This window comes from Rhizobium sp. 10N427 (genome assembly GCF_056394605.1).
The window spans coordinates 99,161-118,049 of the sequence record NZ_JBFTID010000015.1; the positions used below are offsets into that span (position 1 = coordinate 99,161).

At 58.9% G+C, this 18,889-nt stretch carries 16 protein-coding genes and 1 pseudogene; 6 read left to right on the forward strand and 11 right to left on the reverse strand.

Annotated features, from left to right (window positions below):
• Window positions 1-30 precede the first annotated feature (30 nt).
• The 6 genes from katE to AC1DIJ_RS25145 all read right to left on the reverse strand — a co-directional run bounded on the left by katE (window position 31) and on the right by AC1DIJ_RS25145 (window position 9,140).
• Complete coding sequence (katE, locus tag AC1DIJ_RS25120; RefSeq protein ID WP_477831658.1) at window positions 31-2,181, reverse strand: catalase; 2,151 nt, start codon at window positions 2,179-2,181, stop codon at window positions 31-33.
• An 87-nt stretch (window positions 2,182-2,268) separates the two neighbouring features.
• Window positions 2,269-2,772: a YciE/YciF ferroxidase family protein gene (locus AC1DIJ_RS25125; protein WP_112386851.1), complete on the reverse strand. Its 504-nt coding sequence runs from the start codon at window positions 2,770-2,772 to the stop codon at window positions 2,269-2,271.
• A 663-nt stretch (window positions 2,773-3,435) separates the two neighbouring features.
• Window positions 3,436-4,311 (reverse strand): alpha/beta fold hydrolase, encoded by an 876-nt coding sequence (locus AC1DIJ_RS25130; protein WP_112386852.1) that lies wholly within the window; start codon window positions 4,309-4,311, stop codon window positions 3,436-3,438.
• A 16-nt stretch (window positions 4,312-4,327) separates the two neighbouring features.
• Window positions 4,328-5,596, reverse strand: a complete 1,269-nt coding sequence (locus AC1DIJ_RS25135; protein WP_112386853.1) for a cation:proton antiporter domain-containing protein — start codon at window positions 5,594-5,596, stop codon at window positions 4,328-4,330.
• On the reverse strand, window positions 5,593-7,986 hold the full coding sequence (locus tag AC1DIJ_RS25140; RefSeq protein ID WP_112386854.1) for an FdhF/YdeP family oxidoreductase: 2,394 nt from the start codon (window positions 7,984-7,986) through the stop codon (window positions 5,593-5,595). Before AC1DIJ_RS25140 ends, AC1DIJ_RS25135 begins: the two co-directional genes overlap by 4 nt.
• Before the next feature lie 77 nt (window positions 7,987-8,063).
• Complete coding sequence (locus tag AC1DIJ_RS25145) at window positions 8,064-9,140, reverse strand: catalase family protein (protein WP_112386855.1); 1,077 nt, start codon at window positions 9,138-9,140, stop codon at window positions 8,064-8,066.
• A gap of 373 nt (window positions 9,141-9,513) precedes the next feature.
• Here AC1DIJ_RS25145 and AC1DIJ_RS25150 point away from each other — a divergent pair, with 373 nt between their 5' ends.
• The 6 genes from AC1DIJ_RS25150 (at window position 9,514) to AC1DIJ_RS25175 (ending at window position 14,960) form a co-directional block, all read left to right on the forward strand.
• Window positions 9,514-10,563 (forward strand): alpha/beta hydrolase, encoded by a 1,050-nt coding sequence (locus AC1DIJ_RS25150; RefSeq protein WP_112386856.1) that lies wholly within the window; start codon window positions 9,514-9,516, stop codon window positions 10,561-10,563.
• An 11-nt stretch (window positions 10,564-10,574) separates the two neighbouring features.
• On the forward strand, window positions 10,575-11,102 hold the full coding sequence (locus AC1DIJ_RS25155) for a DUF4142 domain-containing protein (protein ID WP_112386857.1): 528 nt from the start codon (window positions 10,575-10,577) through the stop codon (window positions 11,100-11,102).
• 167 nt (window positions 11,103-11,269) lie between these two features.
• A complete protein-coding gene (locus tag AC1DIJ_RS25160; RefSeq protein WP_442208303.1) occupies window positions 11,270-12,145 on the forward strand; it encodes an SDR family oxidoreductase in 876 nt (291 codons plus the stop codon).
• Between the two features lie 43 nt (window positions 12,146-12,188).
• Window positions 12,189-13,352, forward strand: coding sequence for a zinc-dependent alcohol dehydrogenase (locus AC1DIJ_RS25165; protein WP_112386859.1), 1,164 nt, complete (start codon window positions 12,189-12,191; stop codon window positions 13,350-13,352).
• Window positions 13,353-14,325: 973 nt separating this feature from the next.
• Window positions 14,326-14,448, forward strand: coding sequence for a hypothetical protein (locus tag AC1DIJ_RS25170; protein ID WP_477831659.1), 123 nt, complete (start codon window positions 14,326-14,328; stop codon window positions 14,446-14,448).
• Window positions 14,449-14,510: 62 nt separating this feature from the next.
• Complete coding sequence (locus tag AC1DIJ_RS25175; RefSeq protein ID WP_477831660.1) at window positions 14,511-14,960, forward strand: hypothetical protein; 450 nt, start codon at window positions 14,511-14,513, stop codon at window positions 14,958-14,960.
• Between the two features lie 57 nt (window positions 14,961-15,017).
• Here AC1DIJ_RS25175 and AC1DIJ_RS25180 read toward each other — a convergent pair whose 3' ends face one another.
• The 5 genes and pseudogenes from AC1DIJ_RS25180 to AC1DIJ_RS25200 form a co-directional block, all read right to left on the reverse strand.
• Window positions 15,018-15,809, reverse strand: coding sequence for an SDR family NAD(P)-dependent oxidoreductase (locus tag AC1DIJ_RS25180; RefSeq protein WP_112386861.1), 792 nt, complete (start codon window positions 15,807-15,809; stop codon window positions 15,018-15,020).
• 28 nt (window positions 15,810-15,837) lie between these two features.
• A pseudogene (locus tag AC1DIJ_RS25185) lies at window positions 15,838-16,309 on the reverse strand (SDR family oxidoreductase); the annotation flags it as partial.
• A 293-nt stretch (window positions 16,310-16,602) separates the two neighbouring features.
• On the reverse strand, window positions 16,603-17,013 hold the full coding sequence (locus AC1DIJ_RS25190; RefSeq protein WP_112386862.1) for a hypothetical protein: 411 nt from the start codon (window positions 17,011-17,013) through the stop codon (window positions 16,603-16,605).
• A gap of 7 nt (window positions 17,014-17,020) precedes the next feature.
• The gene (locus AC1DIJ_RS25195) at window positions 17,021-17,908 is read right to left on the reverse strand and encodes a TIGR02587 family membrane protein (RefSeq protein ID WP_112386863.1); all 888 of its coding nucleotides are present in this window, start codon (window positions 17,906-17,908) and stop codon (window positions 17,021-17,023) included.
• On the reverse strand, window positions 17,905-18,768 hold the full coding sequence (locus tag AC1DIJ_RS25200) for an SDR family oxidoreductase (protein WP_477831661.1): 864 nt from the start codon (window positions 18,766-18,768) through the stop codon (window positions 17,905-17,907). Before AC1DIJ_RS25200 ends, AC1DIJ_RS25195 begins: the two co-directional genes overlap by 4 nt.
• Window positions 18,769-18,889: the final 121 nt, after the last annotated feature.

Consider the following 18,889-nt stretch of genomic DNA (forward strand, 5'->3'; position numbering starts at 1 on the left):
GGGCGCGGAACACTCCGCGCCCGAACTGAATCAGGCGATTGGCGGCGATGCCTTGCCGAGCTTCACTGAAGGCTCGCGGCCCCAAACACGCAGCTTGCCGAGTTTCTCAACAAACGCTTCTATGTCCTTGCTATCTGATAACTGAATCGTTCCCTCGTCAAGCTGACCGGAAATTCCAGCTTTTTCAAGGAGCGGCATGGCAGATTGGTCGTAGCCGATGTACTTGCAGTGCTGGAAGGCGTCTGCGACGAAGTCGCGGGCGGCCGCTTCTTTGACAAGGTCGTCGATTGCCTGATGCGACGTTAAAAGCACGACTGCATCGAAAAGTACCGACGGCCCCCCGTCGATCATATGGTTCGCCTCTATGGAGCTCCCGTCGTCGGCCGTGACGCCGCCCACCTTTGGAGCGATCAACTCGATGACGGCTTTTTGGGCTGCGACTGCCTTCGTCAACGCTTTCAGCAGCTTCGCATCGACGCCGTCGGCAATCATAATTCCGAGTTTGCGCCCTTCGAACCGCATCGGTCCGCGTTCGACGATGCTCAGCGCAGGGGAAGCTTCAAGATCCTGCCTTGTCGGCATGGCGGCATCCGCCGGTTTCGGCATCGATTGAAAGCCAAGCTTCTGCGCGACCGTCGTCGCCAGCGTCTCGTCGATGTTCAAAAGGTGCGACACCATTCTCTCACGGATCGCCAACGATTCGACCTTGCTCAGTTCGAATGTCAACGCCGACGCAATATGGCGCTGTTCCGCCCCAGTCTGGCTGATGAAGAATTGCCGGGCCTGGCTATAGTGGTCCGCAAAGCTCTCAGGACGTAGCCGCGCCTTCTGACCCTGTTCGTCAGCAGGAAAGTGCCGATATCCGCGGGACGGCGATTCACGGGGGCCTTCCCCATGCGAGTTCGGTTGGTAGTTCGCCCTGCCGACGGGATTGCGCATCGCCATGTGGCCGTCCTGCTGAAAGTTGTGCATGGGACATTTCGGCGCATTAATTGGCAGATGTGTAAAGTTTGGACCGCCCAGACGCTTCAACTGAGTGTCGAGGTAGGAGAAGTTCCGGCCTTGCAGCAGCGGGTCGTTGCTGAAGTCGATGCCCGGTGGCACGTTCTGCGTCATGAACGCGACCTGCTCGGTCTCGGCGAAAAAGTTGTCCGGCATCCGGTCGAGAACCATCCGCCCGATCGGCCTAACCGGCAGGATTTCCTCAGGAATGATCTTCGTCGGGTCAAGCACATCGAAATCGAAGTTGTCCGCGAAGTCCTGATCGAAGAGCTGAACCGCGAGTTCCCATTCCGGGAAGTTGCCAGACTGGATTGCATTCCAAAGATCGCGTCGATGGAAGTCCGGGTCAGCGCCGTTGATCTTGACAGCCTCGTTCCACGCAACGGACTGCAGGCCGAGCTTCGGCTTCCAATGAAACTTGACGAAGGTCGATTTGTCCTCGGCGTTGACGAACCTGAAGGTATGGACGCCGAACCCCTCCATGAAGCGGAGCGACCGGGGGATGGTTCGGTCCGACATGATCCACATGACCATGTTCATACTTTCGGGCGTCAAACTGATGAAATCCCAAAAATTGCCGTGCGCGGTTTGGGCCTGGGGGAAGGCGCGGTCCGGCTCCTGCTTGGCGGCATGGATGAGGTCTGGGAACTTGATCGCATCCTGGATGAAGAAGACCGGGATGTTATTGCCGACTAGGTCCCAATTGCCCTCCTTCGTATACATCTTCACCGCAAAGCCCCGAACGTCGCGCGCAAGATCAGCGGATCCTTTGTTGCCGGCGACTGTTGAAAATCGCACGAAGACGGGCGTCTTTTCGCCAGCACGCTGGAATACGTCCGCGCGTGTGACGTCCGCCAAGGATTCGTACGTCTCGAAGAAGCCGTGGGCGCCGTAGCCCCGAGCGTGTACAACACGCTCGGGGATCCGTTCGTGGTCGAAGTGGAAAATCTTCTCGCGGAAATGGAAGTCGTCAACGAGAAGCGGCCCGCGTGGACCGACGCGTAGTGAATTCTGATCGTCGGCGACGGGCGCGCCCTGCGACGTGGTTAGGATGTCCTGGCCATCCTCGGCAAACTGGTGAAGTTCGCCTCCAGTGCCTCGATGAAGCTGCTGGTCGTGGATCTTGACGACTTCGTCAGACGAAGGAAGGGATGTGGGTTTCGCTGGGCGTTTCGCCATGTTAGTGTCCCCTTGAACTTGATCTTAATTCGGATAACTGCGAAAAGGCCGCCCTCCGGGCGGCCTTTTGCTTGACAGGTCGCGATCTTATGCGGCCTTGGTTTTACCGGCGGCGTTGGCCTGCTTTTCGGCTAGCTGTGTCAGCTTCTGGTCGGTGGCTTCTTCCTCGGAAAGCGTGGCTTCGAGGAGTGGAACGGCGTCCGTCAAGCCCAGCTGTTTCGCCCAGGCAATGAGCGTGCCGTAACGCGCGATCTCATAATGCTCGACCGCCTGCGCCGACGAGATAAGTCCGGCGTCGAGAGCAGGAGAGCCCTTGAACTCCTCCATGATCTCCTCACCCTCGGCAAGAATGCCTTGGATCGCTTCGCAGGTCTTGCCGCGGGCCGGCTTGCCGAGAATTTCGAATACTTGTTCGAGCCGCTCGATCTGGCCCTGTGTCTCGTCACGATGCTGCAGAAATCCAGCCTTGCCTTCTTCCGATTGCGCGGCGCGGGCCATCTTCGGCAGAGCCTTCAAAACCTGCTTTTCTGCAAAATAGATATCCTTGAGCGTGTCGAGAAATAGGTCGTCGAGTGTCTTGGTCGTTGCCATGATATTCTCCGTTGTTTTACTCGCTCTCAGCCGATCTCGTTTGCGTTCTGATCCTAGGTGAGAGACGCGAAGCTAACCTCCGCGCAGCTGGTTTGTTCCCCGTCCAATATCGGACAAAGAAGGAGCGGCCGTGAGCAGTCGCCAAATTTGATGGAGTCTTGTTGCGCAGTCTGTAGCCGTCATCGCTCAGTCCAACGATGATGTGTTGAGCGTACGAGCTTTCAACTTGCGGTCCGGAGGCGAGCCGGATGCGCTACACGGAAGACGGCGGAACGACCCCAAGCGTGGGTGCTAGAAATCCGACGTCTTGGGTGCGAAGATCAGCTGCGTCCGCGACTATAGACCGGACCTCATCATGTCCCACCCCGCTTTCACCGCCTACTCAATGAGTTCAGCACGCTTCTCCGTGGCGGATGCTCTCGACGTCTCGAAGCGCTGAGGGCTGTAAAGCGAGATAGAACTCTTCGTCATCGACTGCTGGCGGACCTGCGAAACGCTCTCGCCTTCAGTTCGACCGTTTCGTGTCTAGCTCTCTCAAAGTCATTGCGACGAGCCCCCACAAACATGGATGCGATGAGGGCAGTTAGCAAACATATGATTTCTCCAATTGCCCCAATGAGCGCGTGAAGCAAAGTTCCGCAAGCGACCACGCAGCAGGCGGCGCTAACCTTCCAGAAAGACCACGAGTTCTCGCGCGACCGTTTCCGGATCCTCGCGCTGCGGAAAGTGTCCGACGTTCTGAAGGAGAATGCGCTGGAAAGGTCCTGAGAATTTCTGGTGGACGGCTTCCGACATCACAGCTGGGGTGACACCATCTTCTTTGCCCTGAATGAAGATCGCCGGAAGCGACAGGGACTCTGTCTCCTTCACTCTCTGCTCGAGCCACAGGCTGCGCGGATCGGGTTCTGCCTCTTCCCAGCGAACCCGATAGCTGTGAAGCGTGATCGCCACCCAGTCTAAGTTCTCGAACGATTTCGCGACTGCCCCGAAAGTCGCCTCGTCGAACCAGCCTTGGGGCGCCCAGTTTTCCCACTGGATGCGGGCGAACCCCTTAGGATCTTTGGCGATAGCTTCGGCCCCTCGCTTCGTCGCCATGAACCATTGATACCAGTAGAGCTGGGACTGCCGGAACGGCGGCGTCCGCAGACCGCCCATGCGCGGCGTCGACGAAAGCTGGGCAATCCTCTCGACACGGTCGGGCCAGCCGATCGCCAGGCATTCGGCGATATGCGATCCCCAGTCGTGCCCGACCACCGAGAACCGCTCGATGCCGAGCCCGTCCATCAGTGCAATCGCATCCATGGCGAGGATGCCGCCGTTCGCGGTCCTGAGCGCGCTGTCGCTGCGGAAGGTCGTGGGGCCGAAGCCGCGCAGATACGGAATGACAAACCTTAGATTTCGATCCTTCAAGCGCTCTGCGACACCGTTCCATGTTGTGGGGTCGTCCGGCCAACCATGAAGAAGGAGTACAGGTTTTCCGTGCTGTGCTCCCGTCTCGAAGAAGGTGATATCGAGGTCTTGCGTTCGAACGTGCGGCATAGCTTCGCTCCTGGTGCTAACTGGAGATCGTTGTCGATTTCGAAGGATCTAGGCCGCGGCGGCGATCAATCCAGCGCATGACCGGAGTTACCGTCGCGCCATGCATGACGACTGACAGAAGGATGATGACGAACACTGTCGCCCAGACCGTCTCCACGTTTTCGAACTTCGCCTTGCCGGACGCGTAGGCGAGATAATAGATCGAACCAAGGCCTCGGATGCCGAAGACGGAAACGATCAACTTGTCCGCCCATGGCAGCCGGCAGCCGATCAAGCTCACCCATGCAGCGACCGGTCTGACGACGGCGAGCACGAGAACTGCGACCACGACAATACGCCAGTCGGTATGCGACAGAAGCGAACCCTCAGCGAGTATCGAGCCGAAGCACACAAGCAGCCCCATCATCAGCAATCGCTCGATCTGCTCGCCGAAATCGTGCAGATGCCCGTGATACTCGCTCTTGCGCTCGACGCTGCGAAGGGTCAGGGCGGCCACAAAGACTCCCACGAACCCATAACCATGTACGATTTCGGTCGCGCCATAGGCGATACAGGTGAAGCCCAATGCCGCCAGCCCGTCCCCCGTTCTTGCAATGCGGCCAGCCTCCGGCATCCGGAAGGTCAGATAACCGAGAAGACTCCCGACCACCCATCCCATTGCCACACCGGCAGCTAGTTTCCAGACGACATCAAAGGCAAACCAATGCGGGAGCCACCCGAACCCGCCGCCCGGCTGCTCACCGGCGATGGCGATTGCGGCCATGACGAAAGGAAAGCTGAGGCCGTCGTTAAGACCGGCCTCAGATGTTAGCGAGAAGCGGATGGAATCCTCCTCGCCGGTCTGCGGCGGCCCCACCTGTACGTCGGAGGCGAGAACGGGATCGGTCGGGGCGAGGGCGGCACCGAGAAGAATGGAGGAAGCCAAACCCAGGCCAAGTACGCTCCAGCCGACAAGAGCGATCGCTCCGATCGAGAGCGGCATCGCGATACCGAGAAGCCGCCACGTCGCCGACCACCGAAGCAGGCCCAGCGGTCGATCAATCTTGAGRCCGGCACCCATCAGAGCGACGATCAGCACGAATTCCGTGAGGTGCTCGGCCCATTTTATATTTTCGAGAGGGTTAATCGCGGGACGAGGCGTAAAGGGCGACCAGGCCAGCAGCATGCCGATGGCGAGGCAGCAGATCGGCAGTGACAACGGCAGCCGGCTCAAGGCCATTGGTAGCCAGACGGTCAACAGCACGACGGCGCCGAAAATCAGGAGAGTGACGACATAAGCATTCAATCAACGCTTCCCTCTCGTTGAAAAGCTTCCCTCTTGAGCTCCCGGTCACCAGACACAAATACTGGCCGCTCCATCGTAGTCTCGATTTCCCGAGACCCGAAAGCGTTACGGTGCCCCAACACGATCCGGACGGGAATAGCTTTCGATGCCGGGGTCTTGGACAGTTCGTCATGGTGATCGATCGCGTTGAGCACGTTGCTCTCGGGGTAATATGAGGCGATCGTTCCGATCGGTAGGGCATGCGCCCGCACTTCGAGGCCGGCCAACTCCCGATGTTTGCCGTCTGAAAAATCGCTCACCAGCGTGACCCGCTGCCCTTCGAAGAGGCCTGCCGACGCTATGTCTGCCTTGCACATGAGGACGACATCGCGGGTGCCCTCAATGCCGCGGAACCGATCAGAGTAACCGTAGATCGTCGTGTTAAACTGGTCGTTTGACCGGAGCGTTACGAGCCGGAAGCGACCTTCGGCGGGCGCGAATGACAGCGCGTTCAATCGATCCGGTTTCGTGAAGACGGCCTTTTGCTCCGGTGTGTTCCAAACTCGTTCATGGGCGTCGTTTCCACGATAGAAGCCGCCCGCCTGAAACATGCGGGCATTATAGTCCCTGAAGTCTTCTGGATATGTCTTCTCGATAAGGTCACGAACGAGGCTGTAGTCCGCTATCCAGTCGTCCCAGCGCAGCCTTGGACCGGGTTCGAGCGTCGCCTTGGCGATGCCGGCGACAATGGCAAGCTCGCTTCGCAGGCATTTTGACGCCGGTGTGCGCTTGCCCGTACTGCCGCTGATATGGGAAAAGCTGTCCTCGGTGGTGACAGATTGGTTTCCCGATACTTGCCTGTCGATTTCAGTACGAGACAGGCAGGGGAGAATATAGGCTGTCTTCGCCGGGAAGAGATGGCTGCGATTGAGCTTCGTGGAAACCATGACCGTCAGTTCCTGAGCGGCCCATACCCGTTCCATTTCCAACTGGTCGGGAACGGCGCGAACGAGGTTTCCCCCAAGACTGACGAAGGCCTTGACGGTGCCACCCATGAGGCCCTTCACTGCGTCGACGATCGTCATTCCGTCCTTCATCGGGGGATCGAAATCGAACAGCTCCTTGAGCTTGTCCATCGGGATCAGCTTGGTTTTTTCGGCGATGCCGACAGTGCGCTGGCCCTGGACGTTCGAATGGCCGCGCACCGGACAACAGCCGGCGCCTTCACGGCCAATGTTTCCGCGAAGCAGCAGAAGGTTCACGACCATCGCAACGTTCAAGGCGCCCTGCGCATGCTGGGTAAGACCCATCCCGTAGACGCCAATTACGCTTTTAGCGCCGATATAGACGTCGCCGGCATCGCGCAGCGCGACCTCGGTAAGCCCGCTCTCGCGTTCGATGTCTGGCCACGGTGTTTCCCGCACCATTTCGACGAACTGATCGAAGCCCGTCGTGTGCTCCTCGATGAATTCGAAGTCGACAATACGCGGCTTGTGGTCCGCTACAGCGAGGTCATCGGCTTCGATAATATGCTTGCAAACGCCGAGGATGGCGGCGATGTCGCCGCCCGCCTTGACCTGATGATACTGATCGGAGATCTGCGTCTCGTTTCCTGTCAGCATGTCGATGGGGTTCTGCGGGTTGACGAAGGAGATCAGGCCCTGTTCCAGAACCGGATTGAACGTGACGATTCGGGCGCCTCGCCGTTTTGCGTCCTGGAGCGGATGCAAGAAGCGCGGACTGTTTGATCCTGGATTCTGCCCGAAGAAGAAGAAAGCATCGGCCTTCTCGAGATCTTCCCAGACGACGGTACCCACAGGAGATCCGATAACCTTGTTCAGGCCGACGGATGTCGTCTCATGGCACATGTTGGAACTCTGCGGCAGATTGTTGTTGCCATATAAACGGGCAAGCAGCGCGTAGAGATAAGAAGCCTCCAGCCCGGCATGGCCGGACGAGTAGAATACGACACTCTCCTTCTCCAGCCGGTTGAGAATGGTCGCGATGCCTACGAAGGCTTCATCCCATGTCACTTCGACATAGCGGTCGGTGCCGGCATCGTAGCGAAGGGGATGCGTCAAGCGACCCGTCATCTCCAGATCGTGATCTTTCCACTGCCGAAGCTCGCCAACCGTGTGGTCGTTCCAGAAATCGGGCGTGCAGCGATGCGACGTCAGCTCCCATAGTGTCGCCTTCGCTCCGTTTTCGCAAAACTCGAAGGGATGATAGTTGACGGGCTTCGGCCAGGCGCAGGAGACGCACATGAAACCGCCCGGCTTGTTCTGGCGTGCAAGGGTCTCAAGCGCGGCGGGCGTGGGCGAGCTTTCGCCATAGGTACTGGCTATACCTTTCAGCGAGCCCCAGCCACCGGACGGACCTTCTGAGTTGGGGTTTGGAATGTTGTCGGCCATGAAGCTTATCCTTGGTGCGTCTCAATGCGAAAAGGCACCGCCTGAAAAGCGGCGCCGGCCGACGGCGGGATGCACGATCAGGAGGCAGGTTCGTGGATTGGGCACCTGTTGAAGCCCGCGCGGAACTTCGCCGAATGCTCATAGGTCGCCTTGCGGGCCCGGTTGATGTTTCCAAGCGGCTCGTGTGCAGCAAGGCCCGTCCAGACACTGAACCTCATTTCTTCGTCGACCTTCTGCACATTGGTTTTAGACCAGCTGTCCTGCGGCACTGCATATATGGTCGCTACCGCCACGAATGGGGCTTCGTCCTCGTCCCACTGAACCGTCGGATCCTCGACGGGTTGCTTTTCAAGATCGCGACAGAGCTGGACACAAAACTCCCACTCTCCGGACAGATGCCGCATCTCTCCTTGTACCGTCTCGCGAATAGCATCCGGCTGGTCTTTCGTGTCGATCTCCTTGCCGGTCAATTCGGTCAGGTCCTTCGAGACCGGGCGAATGCTGAACTTGGCGATATAGTCCCCATAGCGGAACGGTGTCACGCTATAGTAGGTCTCGCCAAGAGGATCGACGTCGGGCGCCCCACCCATCGATTGCACTGTCGGGCTCGAGAGGCCCGCGGCCTGCAAAGTCGCATTCACGCCCTGCAATACGTTGGACAGGACCTCCTTCGTGCCTTCCATGCGGTCTGTCGTCTTGGCGAGTATTTTCAGACTGCTGAGGAACTTCTTTGCATTCTTTGCCTGGAAGACCGGCCCGTTGACCATGACGAAGTCCTGGGTCGCTCCCTCCGCATCTGGCAGTCGTGCGCCTGTAACCTCGACGACCTTCAGAGCAAGTCCGCGCGGCAGCGAGATGTCATCTGGGAGGATGTCGCCGGCATTCGTTGAGATGCGCATGTAGGTCTTGTAGGCACCAGGGTTCGCAAACAGGCCCTGCGCTAGCTCCGGCGGCAGGCCCCCCTTGACCGTCATCGTGCCTTCAAGGATGCCATGAGCCTTCGCATGCACAGACCGCACGGCATGTCCGTAATCCGCGGCGGTCTTGTTCAAAATGATATCGAACGTCTCGTTGAGCTCCGAGACGGTTTGCTGCTCGTCGCCGTCAAAGGTTTGGACCTCTGGCGTATAAAGGATTGGCGGGTTGAAAGGCATGGGAACTCCTTGCGGGCGCGAGAGTGCTAAAGTTCGGGAACGGCGAGATGTTCCACCAATGCCTGACATCCTTTGAAAAACGTCGTCCGCTCGATGGCGCGCTGTTTCCGGATACGTCCCCTTCGGCAGGTGGAAAGAAATCTGGAGAAGCAGAGCTTTTGACGGTCGACGGAGACGGACGGCGAGCGTCTCGCGGACTTCTCCTGAACTCCGCGGCGAGGTGGCATGGTCTCCCGGTCTTGGGGATAGATCGCGGGCGTATGAAGGTGGACGGACCCGGTTCATCATGGACCACCCGATCCTTTATTCAGGCTGAAGGGAACAATGGGCTTTCGCCGAGGTTGGGTGACGTCTTTTAATCGGAAACCAATCAATGACCCCTCGTACCGCCCGAAAGACGGCGCTGCTTTTTGGCACGCTGCTGGCAACCGCCGCCCCCGTATTTGCGCAGGATGCTCCGAAGCCTGCGCCGGAGATGCAGGCCGTGCTAGATAAGCTGGCTGCCCTCGGCTCAAAGCCGTTTTCGACCTTAACCGTGCCGGAAGCTCGTATGCAGGCGAGCCCGGCCGACGCCGCCCGCGCCGTCCAGTGGGACAAGCGCGTACCATCCAATCCCGAAGCGCAGGTGACCACCAAGGATATCGCGATACCGTCGGAGCAAGGCGGCTTGGCCGCGCGCGTCTATATTCCAGGCGGGGAAGGGCCGTTTCCGGTTGTGGTTTACTATCACGGGGGCGGCTGGGTCGTCGCCGACGTCAATGTCTATGACGGCGCGCCACGTGCGCTTTCGCTCGGCGCCCACGCGATCGTCGTATCGGTCGAATATCGCCATGCACCGGAATACAAGTTTCCGGCAGCCCATAAAGACGCTTGGACCGCCTACAAATGGGTTGTCGAGAACATTCATGAACTGAATGGTAACGCCGACAAGATCGCAGTCGCTGGCGAAAGCGCTGGCGGCAATCTTGCCGCCAACGTTGCGCTGATGGCGAAGGAGATGAAGACCAAGAACCCGGTCCACCAACTTCTGGTCTATCCGGTGGCGGGCAACGACATGGACACGCCCTCCTACAAGGAAAACGCCAACGCCAAGCCGCTCGGCAAGGCCGACATGGAGTGGTTCGTCAAGAACACCGTCACGTCGATGGACGACGCCAGGGATCCCCGCATCAATCTCAACGGACGCTCGGACCTTGCCGGCGTCGCGCCGGCGACCGTGATCCTGGCGCAGATCGATCCGCTGCGGTCCGACGGCGAAACCTATGCCGCAAAGCTCAAGGACGCTGGCGTCTCGGTCGACATCAAGACGTTCGATGGCGTCACCCACGAGTTCTTCGGCATGGCCAAGGTGGTGCCGCAGGCAAAGCAGGCCATGGACATGGCCGTTGCCGATCTGACCGCCGCATTTGACAAGGCCAAGTAAGGAAAGCCGACATGAAAAAGATGATTTCTGCCTCGCTCGTTGCGTTCTCCCTGCTGATCTCCACCGCGAGTTTCGCTGCCATGCCAAAAAGCGCCGACACCGTCGCTGCTCCGATGAACGTCGACAAGGGCTCCTTCGTGAAGGTCGTCACGAGTGCCAATGCCTTCGAGATCGAATCCAGCAAGCTCGCCGAGGAAAAGGCGAGGGATGGCGACGTCAAAGACTTCGCCAAGCAGATGATCGCAGATCATACAAAAGCGGCCGAAGGTCTGAAGAAAGCCGCCAAGCTCGGTGACGAGCCGCCGGTGCTCGCGCCGAAACACCAGGCCATGCTTGACACCCTAAAGGGTGCCTCGGGCGAGGATTTCCAGGCGCTTTACATAGAGATGCAGGCGTCCGCGCACATGGATGCGGTGACACTCTTCGCGACCTACGCGAAGGGCGGGGACGATGCTGCCGTCAAGCAATTTGCGGCAGAGACGCTGCCTAAGCTCGAGATGCACAAGATGCACGTAATGAAGCTCGTGGCCGCGCACTGAACGTTCCCAGACCGCGGGCGGCAATCCATTGTCTGTGGTCTGCATGGGAAAACAATGAAGAGCATTCTCCATTTGACGCGCCGGTCAGTTCTGCGGCGACGACCGCTACTTTTGCCGCCGCCGCGCTCCCGGCGCAATCGCAAGCCCGATCGAAGGAATCAACATCCATGGAAGACCCGACCACGAAATATCCTAAGCCGCCTTTCCAGCGCCAGTCGCAGCCTTTTCCGGGCCTTGCCGGCAAGATGGACCCAAAACCGGATCACGGCGAGACAAGTTATAAAGGCTCGGGTAGGCTCGCCGGGCGCAAGGCGTTGATCACCGGCGGCGATTCCGGAATGGGCCGGGCGGCTGCGATTGCTTATGCCCGCGAAGGCGCGGATGTTGCCATCAACTATCTTCCTGACGAAGAGTTCGACGCCAAGGAAGTTATCGCGCTCATTGAAAAAGAAGGACGAAAGGGCGTGGCATTGCCTGGCGACCTTCGCGATCAGGCTTTCTGCGAGAAGCTTATCGAGGATGCGGTGAAGGGGCTGGGCGGTCTTGATATCTTCGTCAGCAACGCGGGACGCCAGCAGCAGGCGGGAATGTTGTCGGAGATCACTTCCGATGCCTTCGACGCGACGATCAAGACCAACATCTACGCGATGTTCTGGCTGACGAAGGCCGCACTCAAGCATTTGCAGCCTGGTTCGGCCATCATTATCACGACGTCTGAGCAGGCATACGACCCCTCCGAGGACTTGGTCGACTACGCGATGACTAAGGCTGCCGGCATGAACTTCACAAAGTCGATGGCCAAGCAGCTCGGGCCGAAGGGCATCCGGGTCAACGGCGTGGCGCCGGGACCGATCTGGACACCGCTGCAAGTGGCCGGCGGCGCGACGATGGAAAAACTGGAACAGTTCGGCGGCAAGACGCCGATGGGTCGTCCAGGCCAGCCGGCCGAACTCGCCTCGATTTACGTTCAGCTTGCCGATCCCTCGGCCAGTTACGCAACAGGGCAGGTGTATGGCGCGGCCGGCGGTGGCGGCCAGCCCTAAATCCTAAACGATGATCCAAGAAAAACGCGCAGAGGAGAACGACATGAAGGCTTTAACCTGGCACGGTAGCGGAGACATCCGTTGTGAAGAAGTCGACGATCCGATTATCCAGAACGAGCGCGATGCGATCATCAAGGTGACGAGCTGCGCCATCTGCGGCTCCGACCTGCACCTGTACGGCGGTTTCGTTCCAGGCATGCATGCAGGCGACGTTATGGGCCACGAGACGATGGGCGAGGTCGTCGAGGTCGGTCGCGGCAATTCCAAACTCAAGGTTGGCGACCGCGTCGTCGTTCCCTTCACGATTTCCTGCGGCGAGTGCTCGATGTGCCAACGCAGCCTGTTTTCGTTGTGCCAGCGGTCGAATCCGTCCGGCGCTAAACAGGCCGAGCAGATCGGTTATCCGACTGCAGGGCTTTTCGGCTATTCCGACATGTACGGCCGGTTCCCCGGCGGGCAGGCGCAATATCTGCGCGTGCCCTTTGCCGATGTCGGCCCTATCAAGGTGCCAGACGGTTTAAGTGATGAGCAGGTTCTCTTCCTCTCCGATATCTTCCCGACCGGCTACATGGCGGCGGAAAATTGCGACATTCAACCGGGGCAGACTGTCGCCGTTTTCGGATGCGGTCCCGTCGGCCTCTTTGCAATCAAATCGGCGTTCCTCCTGGGCGCCGAACGCGTCATTGCGGTCGACACCGTGCCCGAGCGTCTGGCGCTGGCGCGTCAGGCGGGTGCCGAAACGCTCGATTACACGGACGACGACCTTCAGCAAAAAATCGTCGAGATAACGGGTGGGCAGGGGCCGGACGCCGTGATCGAGGCAGTCGGGCTGGAGAGCCAGGGCGCCGGTGGAATGATGGAGAGCCTGCAGACCAAACTGACATCAACGGAGCGGCCTTACGCCTTGAGCCAAGCGATCCTCGCGTGTCGTCCAGGCGGCACCGTGTCGCTCCCGGGTGTCTTCGTAGGACCGGCCGTGCCCGCACCGCTCGGCGCACTCGTTGCTAAGGGCCTGACACTGAAGACCGGCCAGACCCATGTGCAACGCTATCTCGAACCGCTAATGAAGCTGATCATCGACGGAAAAATCGACCCGTCCTTCCTGATTACGCATCGCATCGGTCTTGAAGAGGGGCCGGATGCCTACAAAACCTTTCGTGATAAGCAAGACGGCTGCGTTAAGATTGTCATTCGGCCAAACGGTTAAACTGCCGATCTTTCCCACTCCACTGTTGGAGGCCATCGTTCGTCGGCGCGTACGCCCTGTTTGTCGAGCTTCGTCAGCATAGCTGGCGCTCTGAGCGCGCTCCTTCCCTGCGCTTCGGAAAGCGGTTTTTTGCCTGCTCCGTGTATGGTTTCCCTCGTTTGCACGGTTAACCGCGCTGCGCGAGTTCGAAGGCGAATACGCTGACGAGGAGAACGTACAGGGCATCAGGCTTAACCGTGTTTCGGCCGCGCGAGCTGCCTCTCGAGAAAGTCGGCGTCGTCCTTGCGTTCCTGGTCGCCGTCCCAAGTACGCGCAGATCCGTGGGGCCTGCTCTTCCATCACCACTACAGGTGGAGCAGAGCGGTCAGGAAGGCCGTGGCCGCTCTGGAGAGCGAAAATTTTTCGGCCGGTGTTGGGATAGCGTTAAATCTTCTATTTGGATGTCGCCGGTCGCAGTGGAAGATGTGTGGCTCTGGCGATTTCGAACTTCCGCTCTTTCTTCTTGTCTCGACCGCGCTCCCACCGTCCGGCTACGGCGAAATCTCGTCGTCGGACTGCAGCTCGTCGGTGTTCAAGCAACGGCTTCAGTCCGTGATTGTTTCACTCCCGGTTGGCCGTCTGCGGGGCGGGGATACGACTCTTGGGATCTGCGCGGCCAGTCTTCGAATCGGCCTCGGTCAAGCCGTCTCCGGCTACGCGGCTGGTGCCCATGTTCACGGGCGGAGCCCGGCGGTCGTCTATGCTTGAGTGAGGAATTGCTTCGTCCTGCCTGTCTTTGTTCAAGGTCCTCGGGAGGAGCTCGTCGGAATTGGGGATCGATTTCGTGATCATTGCAGATCTCCTTCTGAATTCTGAAGGGAGAACTCCGGCACCAAGACCAAGTTCCTCGATCAGACAGGCAAAGGCGACACGGCGCGCGGGGTGTTGGAACCAGCGAGCCTTACGACGGTTCTATTGGTATAGGAGATTCCTGATGAAGGTCGTTCTGATCGCCACTTCGATCATCGTGCTCATGCTGGCAGTCCTTGCCGCCAATTTGCTGCCTTCCCGCCACGAGGCTTCCTATCCCAGGCCGTACGACATCACGCGAGGATAGATTATGCAAGCCACTCGGCATTTCGCCGCGGCCAATCCTAGACCTTTGCCAGGGAGTCCTGAATGTTCCAGACAACCTCTAACCTCAAGACGCTGCGCGAGGCCCTTTCAGACCATATGGAGCTTTCCGAATATTTCCTGGGAATGCATGCCTTCTACAATGGCGAGGTCGTCTTTGCCCGAGATGTTGTCCAGGTGAACATGGAGTTTTCTCCGTTCCCAGTTGACTTCGAAAACCTTTGGGACTGGCTGCGGGAGCAGATTAGGGGTTCTCCCGCGCAGGAAACCTTCGCCTATGAGACAACCTTCGGTATCGAGGACGAAGACGACCCCGTCATGGAGAAACTCATCGAAATGACCCAAAGGTCGGCGAACACGATCTGGATGATCGATCTTGCGCACCAGGAGACGCCGGAGGCCGGCCGCCGGTTCGTCATAGTCACCGCGCCCGACGAAAAGCGAGCACAGGATTTTCGCGACGAGTTCCACGGTAGGGACGTGGCGATTTCATGACGAGAGGAAGCCTGTGCTGTTCGCAGAGGCCCTGGTTGGCTTCGGCTTGTCTGATCTTCAGAGCGTGTCGATAAGGCCGCCGTCCACGCGCACCGAAGCCCCAGTCGTGGCTGATGCCAATGGCGAGGACAGATACGTCACGATATTTGCGATCTCCTCGACGCTGGCCGCGCGCTGAATGAGGGAGCTGCTCCGGTGCTGCTTGACGAAGTCAGCAGCGACTTCCTCAATCGACTTTCCGGTCTTTTCGCGCTCAGCGGCAAGCATTGCTTCGACGCCTTCTGAAAGAGTTGGACCAGGGAGAACCGAGTTTACGGTAACTCCAGTGCCTGCCATTCGTTTGGCAAGCCCGCGCGCGACAGCGATGTCGGCCGTCTTGCTGACGCCGTAGTGGATCATTTCCACCGGAATGTTGAAGCCGGATTCCGATGCGATGAAGACGACGCGGCCCCAGTTTGCTTCTTGCATGCCGGGTAGATAGGCGCGGGACAGTCGGACAGCAGACATGACGTTCACCTGCCAGTGACGGTCCCAGACCTCGTCCGTGGTGTCGAAGAAATCGCTTGGCTGGAAGATGCCGGCATTGTTGACGAGGATGTCGACCAGCGGCACCTTTACCACGAGTTTTGCGCACCCTTCGGCGGTGGCGAGATCAGCCGCCACCCCCGTGACAATGCCCTTGGCGCCTTCGCTTCTCAGCCGTCCTGCCGCTTTCTCGGTCTTGTCTTCGGACCTGCCGTTGACAACCACGTCCGCGCCGGCTCTGGCGAGCTGACGGGCGACGGCGTAGCCTATGCCCTCCGTGGACCCCGTCACCAGGGCGGTCTTGCCTTTGAGATCGATTAGCATGTTCTGCTCCTGTGAAGTTGGATGCCGGTTAAAGATTGCTCATGCCGCCGTCGATGACGAGCTCGCTGCCGACGATATAGGAGGCTTCGTCGGATGCGAAGAAGACCACGGTCTTTGCAACCTCCGACACGTCTCCGAAAAGACCGACCGGGATCTGCTTCTGCACGCCTTCGGCCATTGTCTTCATTTCCGCTTCCGACATGCCGAGCTTTGCGTAAAGCGGTGTCGCGATAGGGCCGGGCCTGACGGCGTTAAGCCGAATGCCGCGGCCGACCAGCTCGCCCGACAGCGTCTTTGCCAACATCAGAAGCGCGCCCTTGGTTAGCGAGTAAACGCTCGAGTTCGGCATGCCGATATGGGCGTTGATCGAAGTATTTAACACGACCGAGGTCGCCTTTCGAGAAGATCGGCAGAAGCGCCTGGATCAGGAAGTAAGGACCCTTTACGTTCGTTGCGAACGACTTGTCGAAGTCTGCTTCCGACCAGCTTTCGACCGGACCGGGGGGCCAGTCGATCCCTTCGTGCCACGTCTTTAGAGCGTTGATCGACCTGATCGTGCGGGGGCGCTATCCTTTTAGATTACCCACCGCTTGTGGTTGGCGCAACGGCGTAGCGCTGGCAAGCAAGATTGATTCGTAAAGGCGTTGGCGCGACCAGCTGATGCCGGCATCCGTGAGTGATATCGATCGGTTCGATTATCGCACGCGTCAATGCCCCGAACCCCGCAAACATCAGTCCCGCGTTCAGCCCTGGGACTCAACTGAAAGCAATCGAACTCGCCGCGTGACCAGCTTTACGGCTCGTTGTAGGCCGAGGCTTTGACAACCACCGTCTTTCCGGCAGGGTTATTCTCGAAAATCAAACCGCCCCTCGTTTTAGACCGGCCTGGAACATAGGCGAGTACGGTTTCGACACTCTCGATGATGGCTTTTCCGTCCTGTAGTTCACCTCGTACCGTCACGTCGGCGGCGGTTGCGCTCGCCTTGTTGCTCATTTCGAACAAAACCTGATAGCCGGTGCTGCGTTGTTCCGTCCGGACGACAGCCGCCTCAAGGTCAGGAGAGCTGTCACTATCCATCAGCGCGTCCTTGCCGATCCAGGTAATGAGCAAGATCACGAGGGCTGCCGAGACGAGGCCGGTCAACCATTCAATCCAATGCGGTTCGGCATTTTCGATGTTTGAAGATCTCGATATCTTGGTCATGCCTGCCTCATAAAATCAGCCGCGCAGCAGCCGCGCCAATAGCGCCCGGGAAACTCAAGATCACAGTTGTCATCAACGCCTGAGTCGTAGAAGTGTCGTCGATCCGGTGAAACGTCCACAGACAAAAGCCGCTGATAGCGAGAGCGATGACATAGCCTGGCAGGGTGAAGCGGACAAAGGCGTGCCACCCAGGCGTCCCCTCGGCAAGGTCATGGCTTCCGTGGAACGACAGGGTGTAGACGAAGCCATGCATTATCGCCAGAGACGCCACGATGATAGCCAATGCGTGCCAGGGCGACATTTTGTAGGAGAGGAGGATCATTTCCTCGGTCGGCGCCACGTTAAGCGCGAGGAAAAGGGCGCCGACAGCCATCAAGAACAGTTCGCCTGCATAGCTCGTCTCCCGGCTATCCACCGGGTCATCTCCGTCACCGTGATCATCAATCTCATCGGACTGCCCGCCAAGCTGGCTGCGCCCCAGCATTGCTCCGATGCTCGACGGCACTGCCTGGATGGCAATCATGCCGATGACCTCGTGCGCAGACTGGTCATTCCGGAGGATGCCCATTGCGGACAAGATAAGAGCACTGCAGACGATGCCAAGGCCGTAGGCGATGCTCGCGTCTCGGACCGCTTCGCTCCAGGTAGACGTTGTCTCGAAGCCAATGCGGTCAGACAGAAAGATGAGCAGCGGGATATTGATGACGAGGAGAAGCAGGAGTCTCGTGCGGTCCATGTAGAACCCGAGTTCCCACATCTCCATAGTCATCAGCATCGGCAGGGCAAAAAGCAGTGCGCCTGCAAAACCGCGCGCTATTCCAGCGGCGAACTCTAGACTGTCGAATTTCGGCTGGGTTTTGCCCCTGAGCTTTTCTGACGACGGTGCCGCGCTCAAATCATGATCTCGCCGCCCGTGACCGGAATAATGGCGCCGGTCATATAGCTACCCTCAGCCGAGGCCAGCAACACATATGCCCCGGCGAGTTCGGCCGGTTGACCAGCGCGGCCAATCAGCGTCTTTTTGCCGAAATCTTTGGTCTTATCCGGCGGCATAGTCGAAGGGATAAGTGGCGTCCAGATCGGGCCGGGGGCGACCGCGTTTACGCGTATGCCTTTTCCCGCCAACATTTCGGCAAGGCCCGCGGTGAAGTTCGAAACCGCGCCTTTGGTGGAGGCATAGGCCAGAAGATGGGAGGAGGGTTGGCGCGATTGGATGGACGTGGTGTTGATGATGCTGGCGCCAGGCTTCATGTGAGGCACGGCAGCCTTGGCGAGGAAGAAAGGGGCATATGTGTTCGTGCGAAAAGTCTCGTCCCATTCTTCCTCGGTGATGTCGCCGATTGCAGCGTAGGTGCGCTGGAAGGCTGCGTTGTTGACAAGAATATCGATTCCTCCGAACTCCCTGACGGTTCGTTCGACGAGAGCAATGCAGTGACTTTCTGAGGTGATGTCGCCGGCAACGGCCAAGGCACGGCTACCAGCTTCTTCGACCCATCTCGCCGTTTCCACGGCATCTTCGTCTTCGCTGAGATATGAGATCAGGACATCGGCGCCTTCACGCGCAAAGGCGATCGCCACGGCACGACCGATGCCGGAATCTGCGCCCGTAATCAGCGCTACCTTTCCCTTGAGCCTGCCGTTGCCTTTGTAGCTCTCCTCGCCGTGATCCGGCGCGGGCTTCATCAATCTTGTCAGCCCAGGCGGCGGTTGCTGCTGCTCAGGTTGCGGCGGTATTGGGCGATTGGTTTCCGGCATGGTTGTGTCCTCTCCTTTAGGTGAGAGAACGGACCGGATAGGGCTTGGTTCCACAATCCAGCGAGAGGTATCAGCGGAGTTTGGGCTCGCGCAGCCATTGTCGACCAACGGCGACATGCGT

Coding starts and splice junctions, on each gene's coding strand:
- katE (WP_477831658.1), bottom strand. CDS start 2,181: ATGGCGAAACGCCCAGCGAAACCCACATCCCTTCCTTCGTCTGACGAA.
- AC1DIJ_RS25125 (WP_112386851.1), bottom strand. CDS start 2,772: ATGGCAACGACCAAGACACTCGACGACCTATTTCTCGACACGCTCAAG.
- AC1DIJ_RS25130 (WP_112386852.1), bottom strand. CDS start 4,311: ATGCCGCACGTTCGAACGCAAGACCTCGATATCACCTTCTTCGAGACG.
- AC1DIJ_RS25140 (WP_112386854.1), bottom strand. CDS start 7,986: ATGGCCGACAACATTCCAAACCCCAACTCAGAAGGTCCGTCCGGTGGC.
- AC1DIJ_RS25145 (WP_112386855.1), bottom strand. CDS start 9,140: ATGCCTTTCAACCCGCCAATCCTTTATACGCCAGAGGTCCAAACCTTT.
- AC1DIJ_RS25150 (WP_112386856.1), top strand. CDS start 9,514: ATGACCCCTCGTACCGCCCGAAAGACGGCGCTGCTTTTTGGCACGCTG.
- AC1DIJ_RS25155 (WP_112386857.1), top strand. CDS start 10,575: ATGAAAAAGATGATTTCTGCCTCGCTCGTTGCGTTCTCCCTGCTGATC.
- AC1DIJ_RS25160 (WP_442208303.1), top strand. CDS start 11,270: ATGGAAGACCCGACCACGAAATATCCTAAGCCGCCTTTCCAGCGCCAG.
- AC1DIJ_RS25165 (WP_112386859.1), top strand. CDS start 12,189: ATGAAGGCTTTAACCTGGCACGGTAGCGGAGACATCCGTTGTGAAGAA.
- AC1DIJ_RS25170 (WP_477831659.1), top strand. CDS start 14,326: ATGAAGGTCGTTCTGATCGCCACTTCGATCATCGTGCTCATGCTGGCA.
- AC1DIJ_RS25175 (WP_477831660.1), top strand. CDS start 14,511: ATGTTCCAGACAACCTCTAACCTCAAGACGCTGCGCGAGGCCCTTTCA.
- AC1DIJ_RS25180 (WP_112386861.1), bottom strand. CDS start 15,809: ATGCTAATCGATCTCAAAGGCAAGACCGCCCTGGTGACGGGGTCCACG.
- AC1DIJ_RS25190 (WP_112386862.1), bottom strand. CDS start 17,013: ATGACCAAGATATCGAGATCTTCAAACATCGAAAATGCCGAACCGCAT.
- AC1DIJ_RS25200 (WP_477831661.1), bottom strand. CDS start 18,768: ATGCCGGAAACCAATCGCCCAATACCGCCGCAACCTGAGCAGCAGCAA.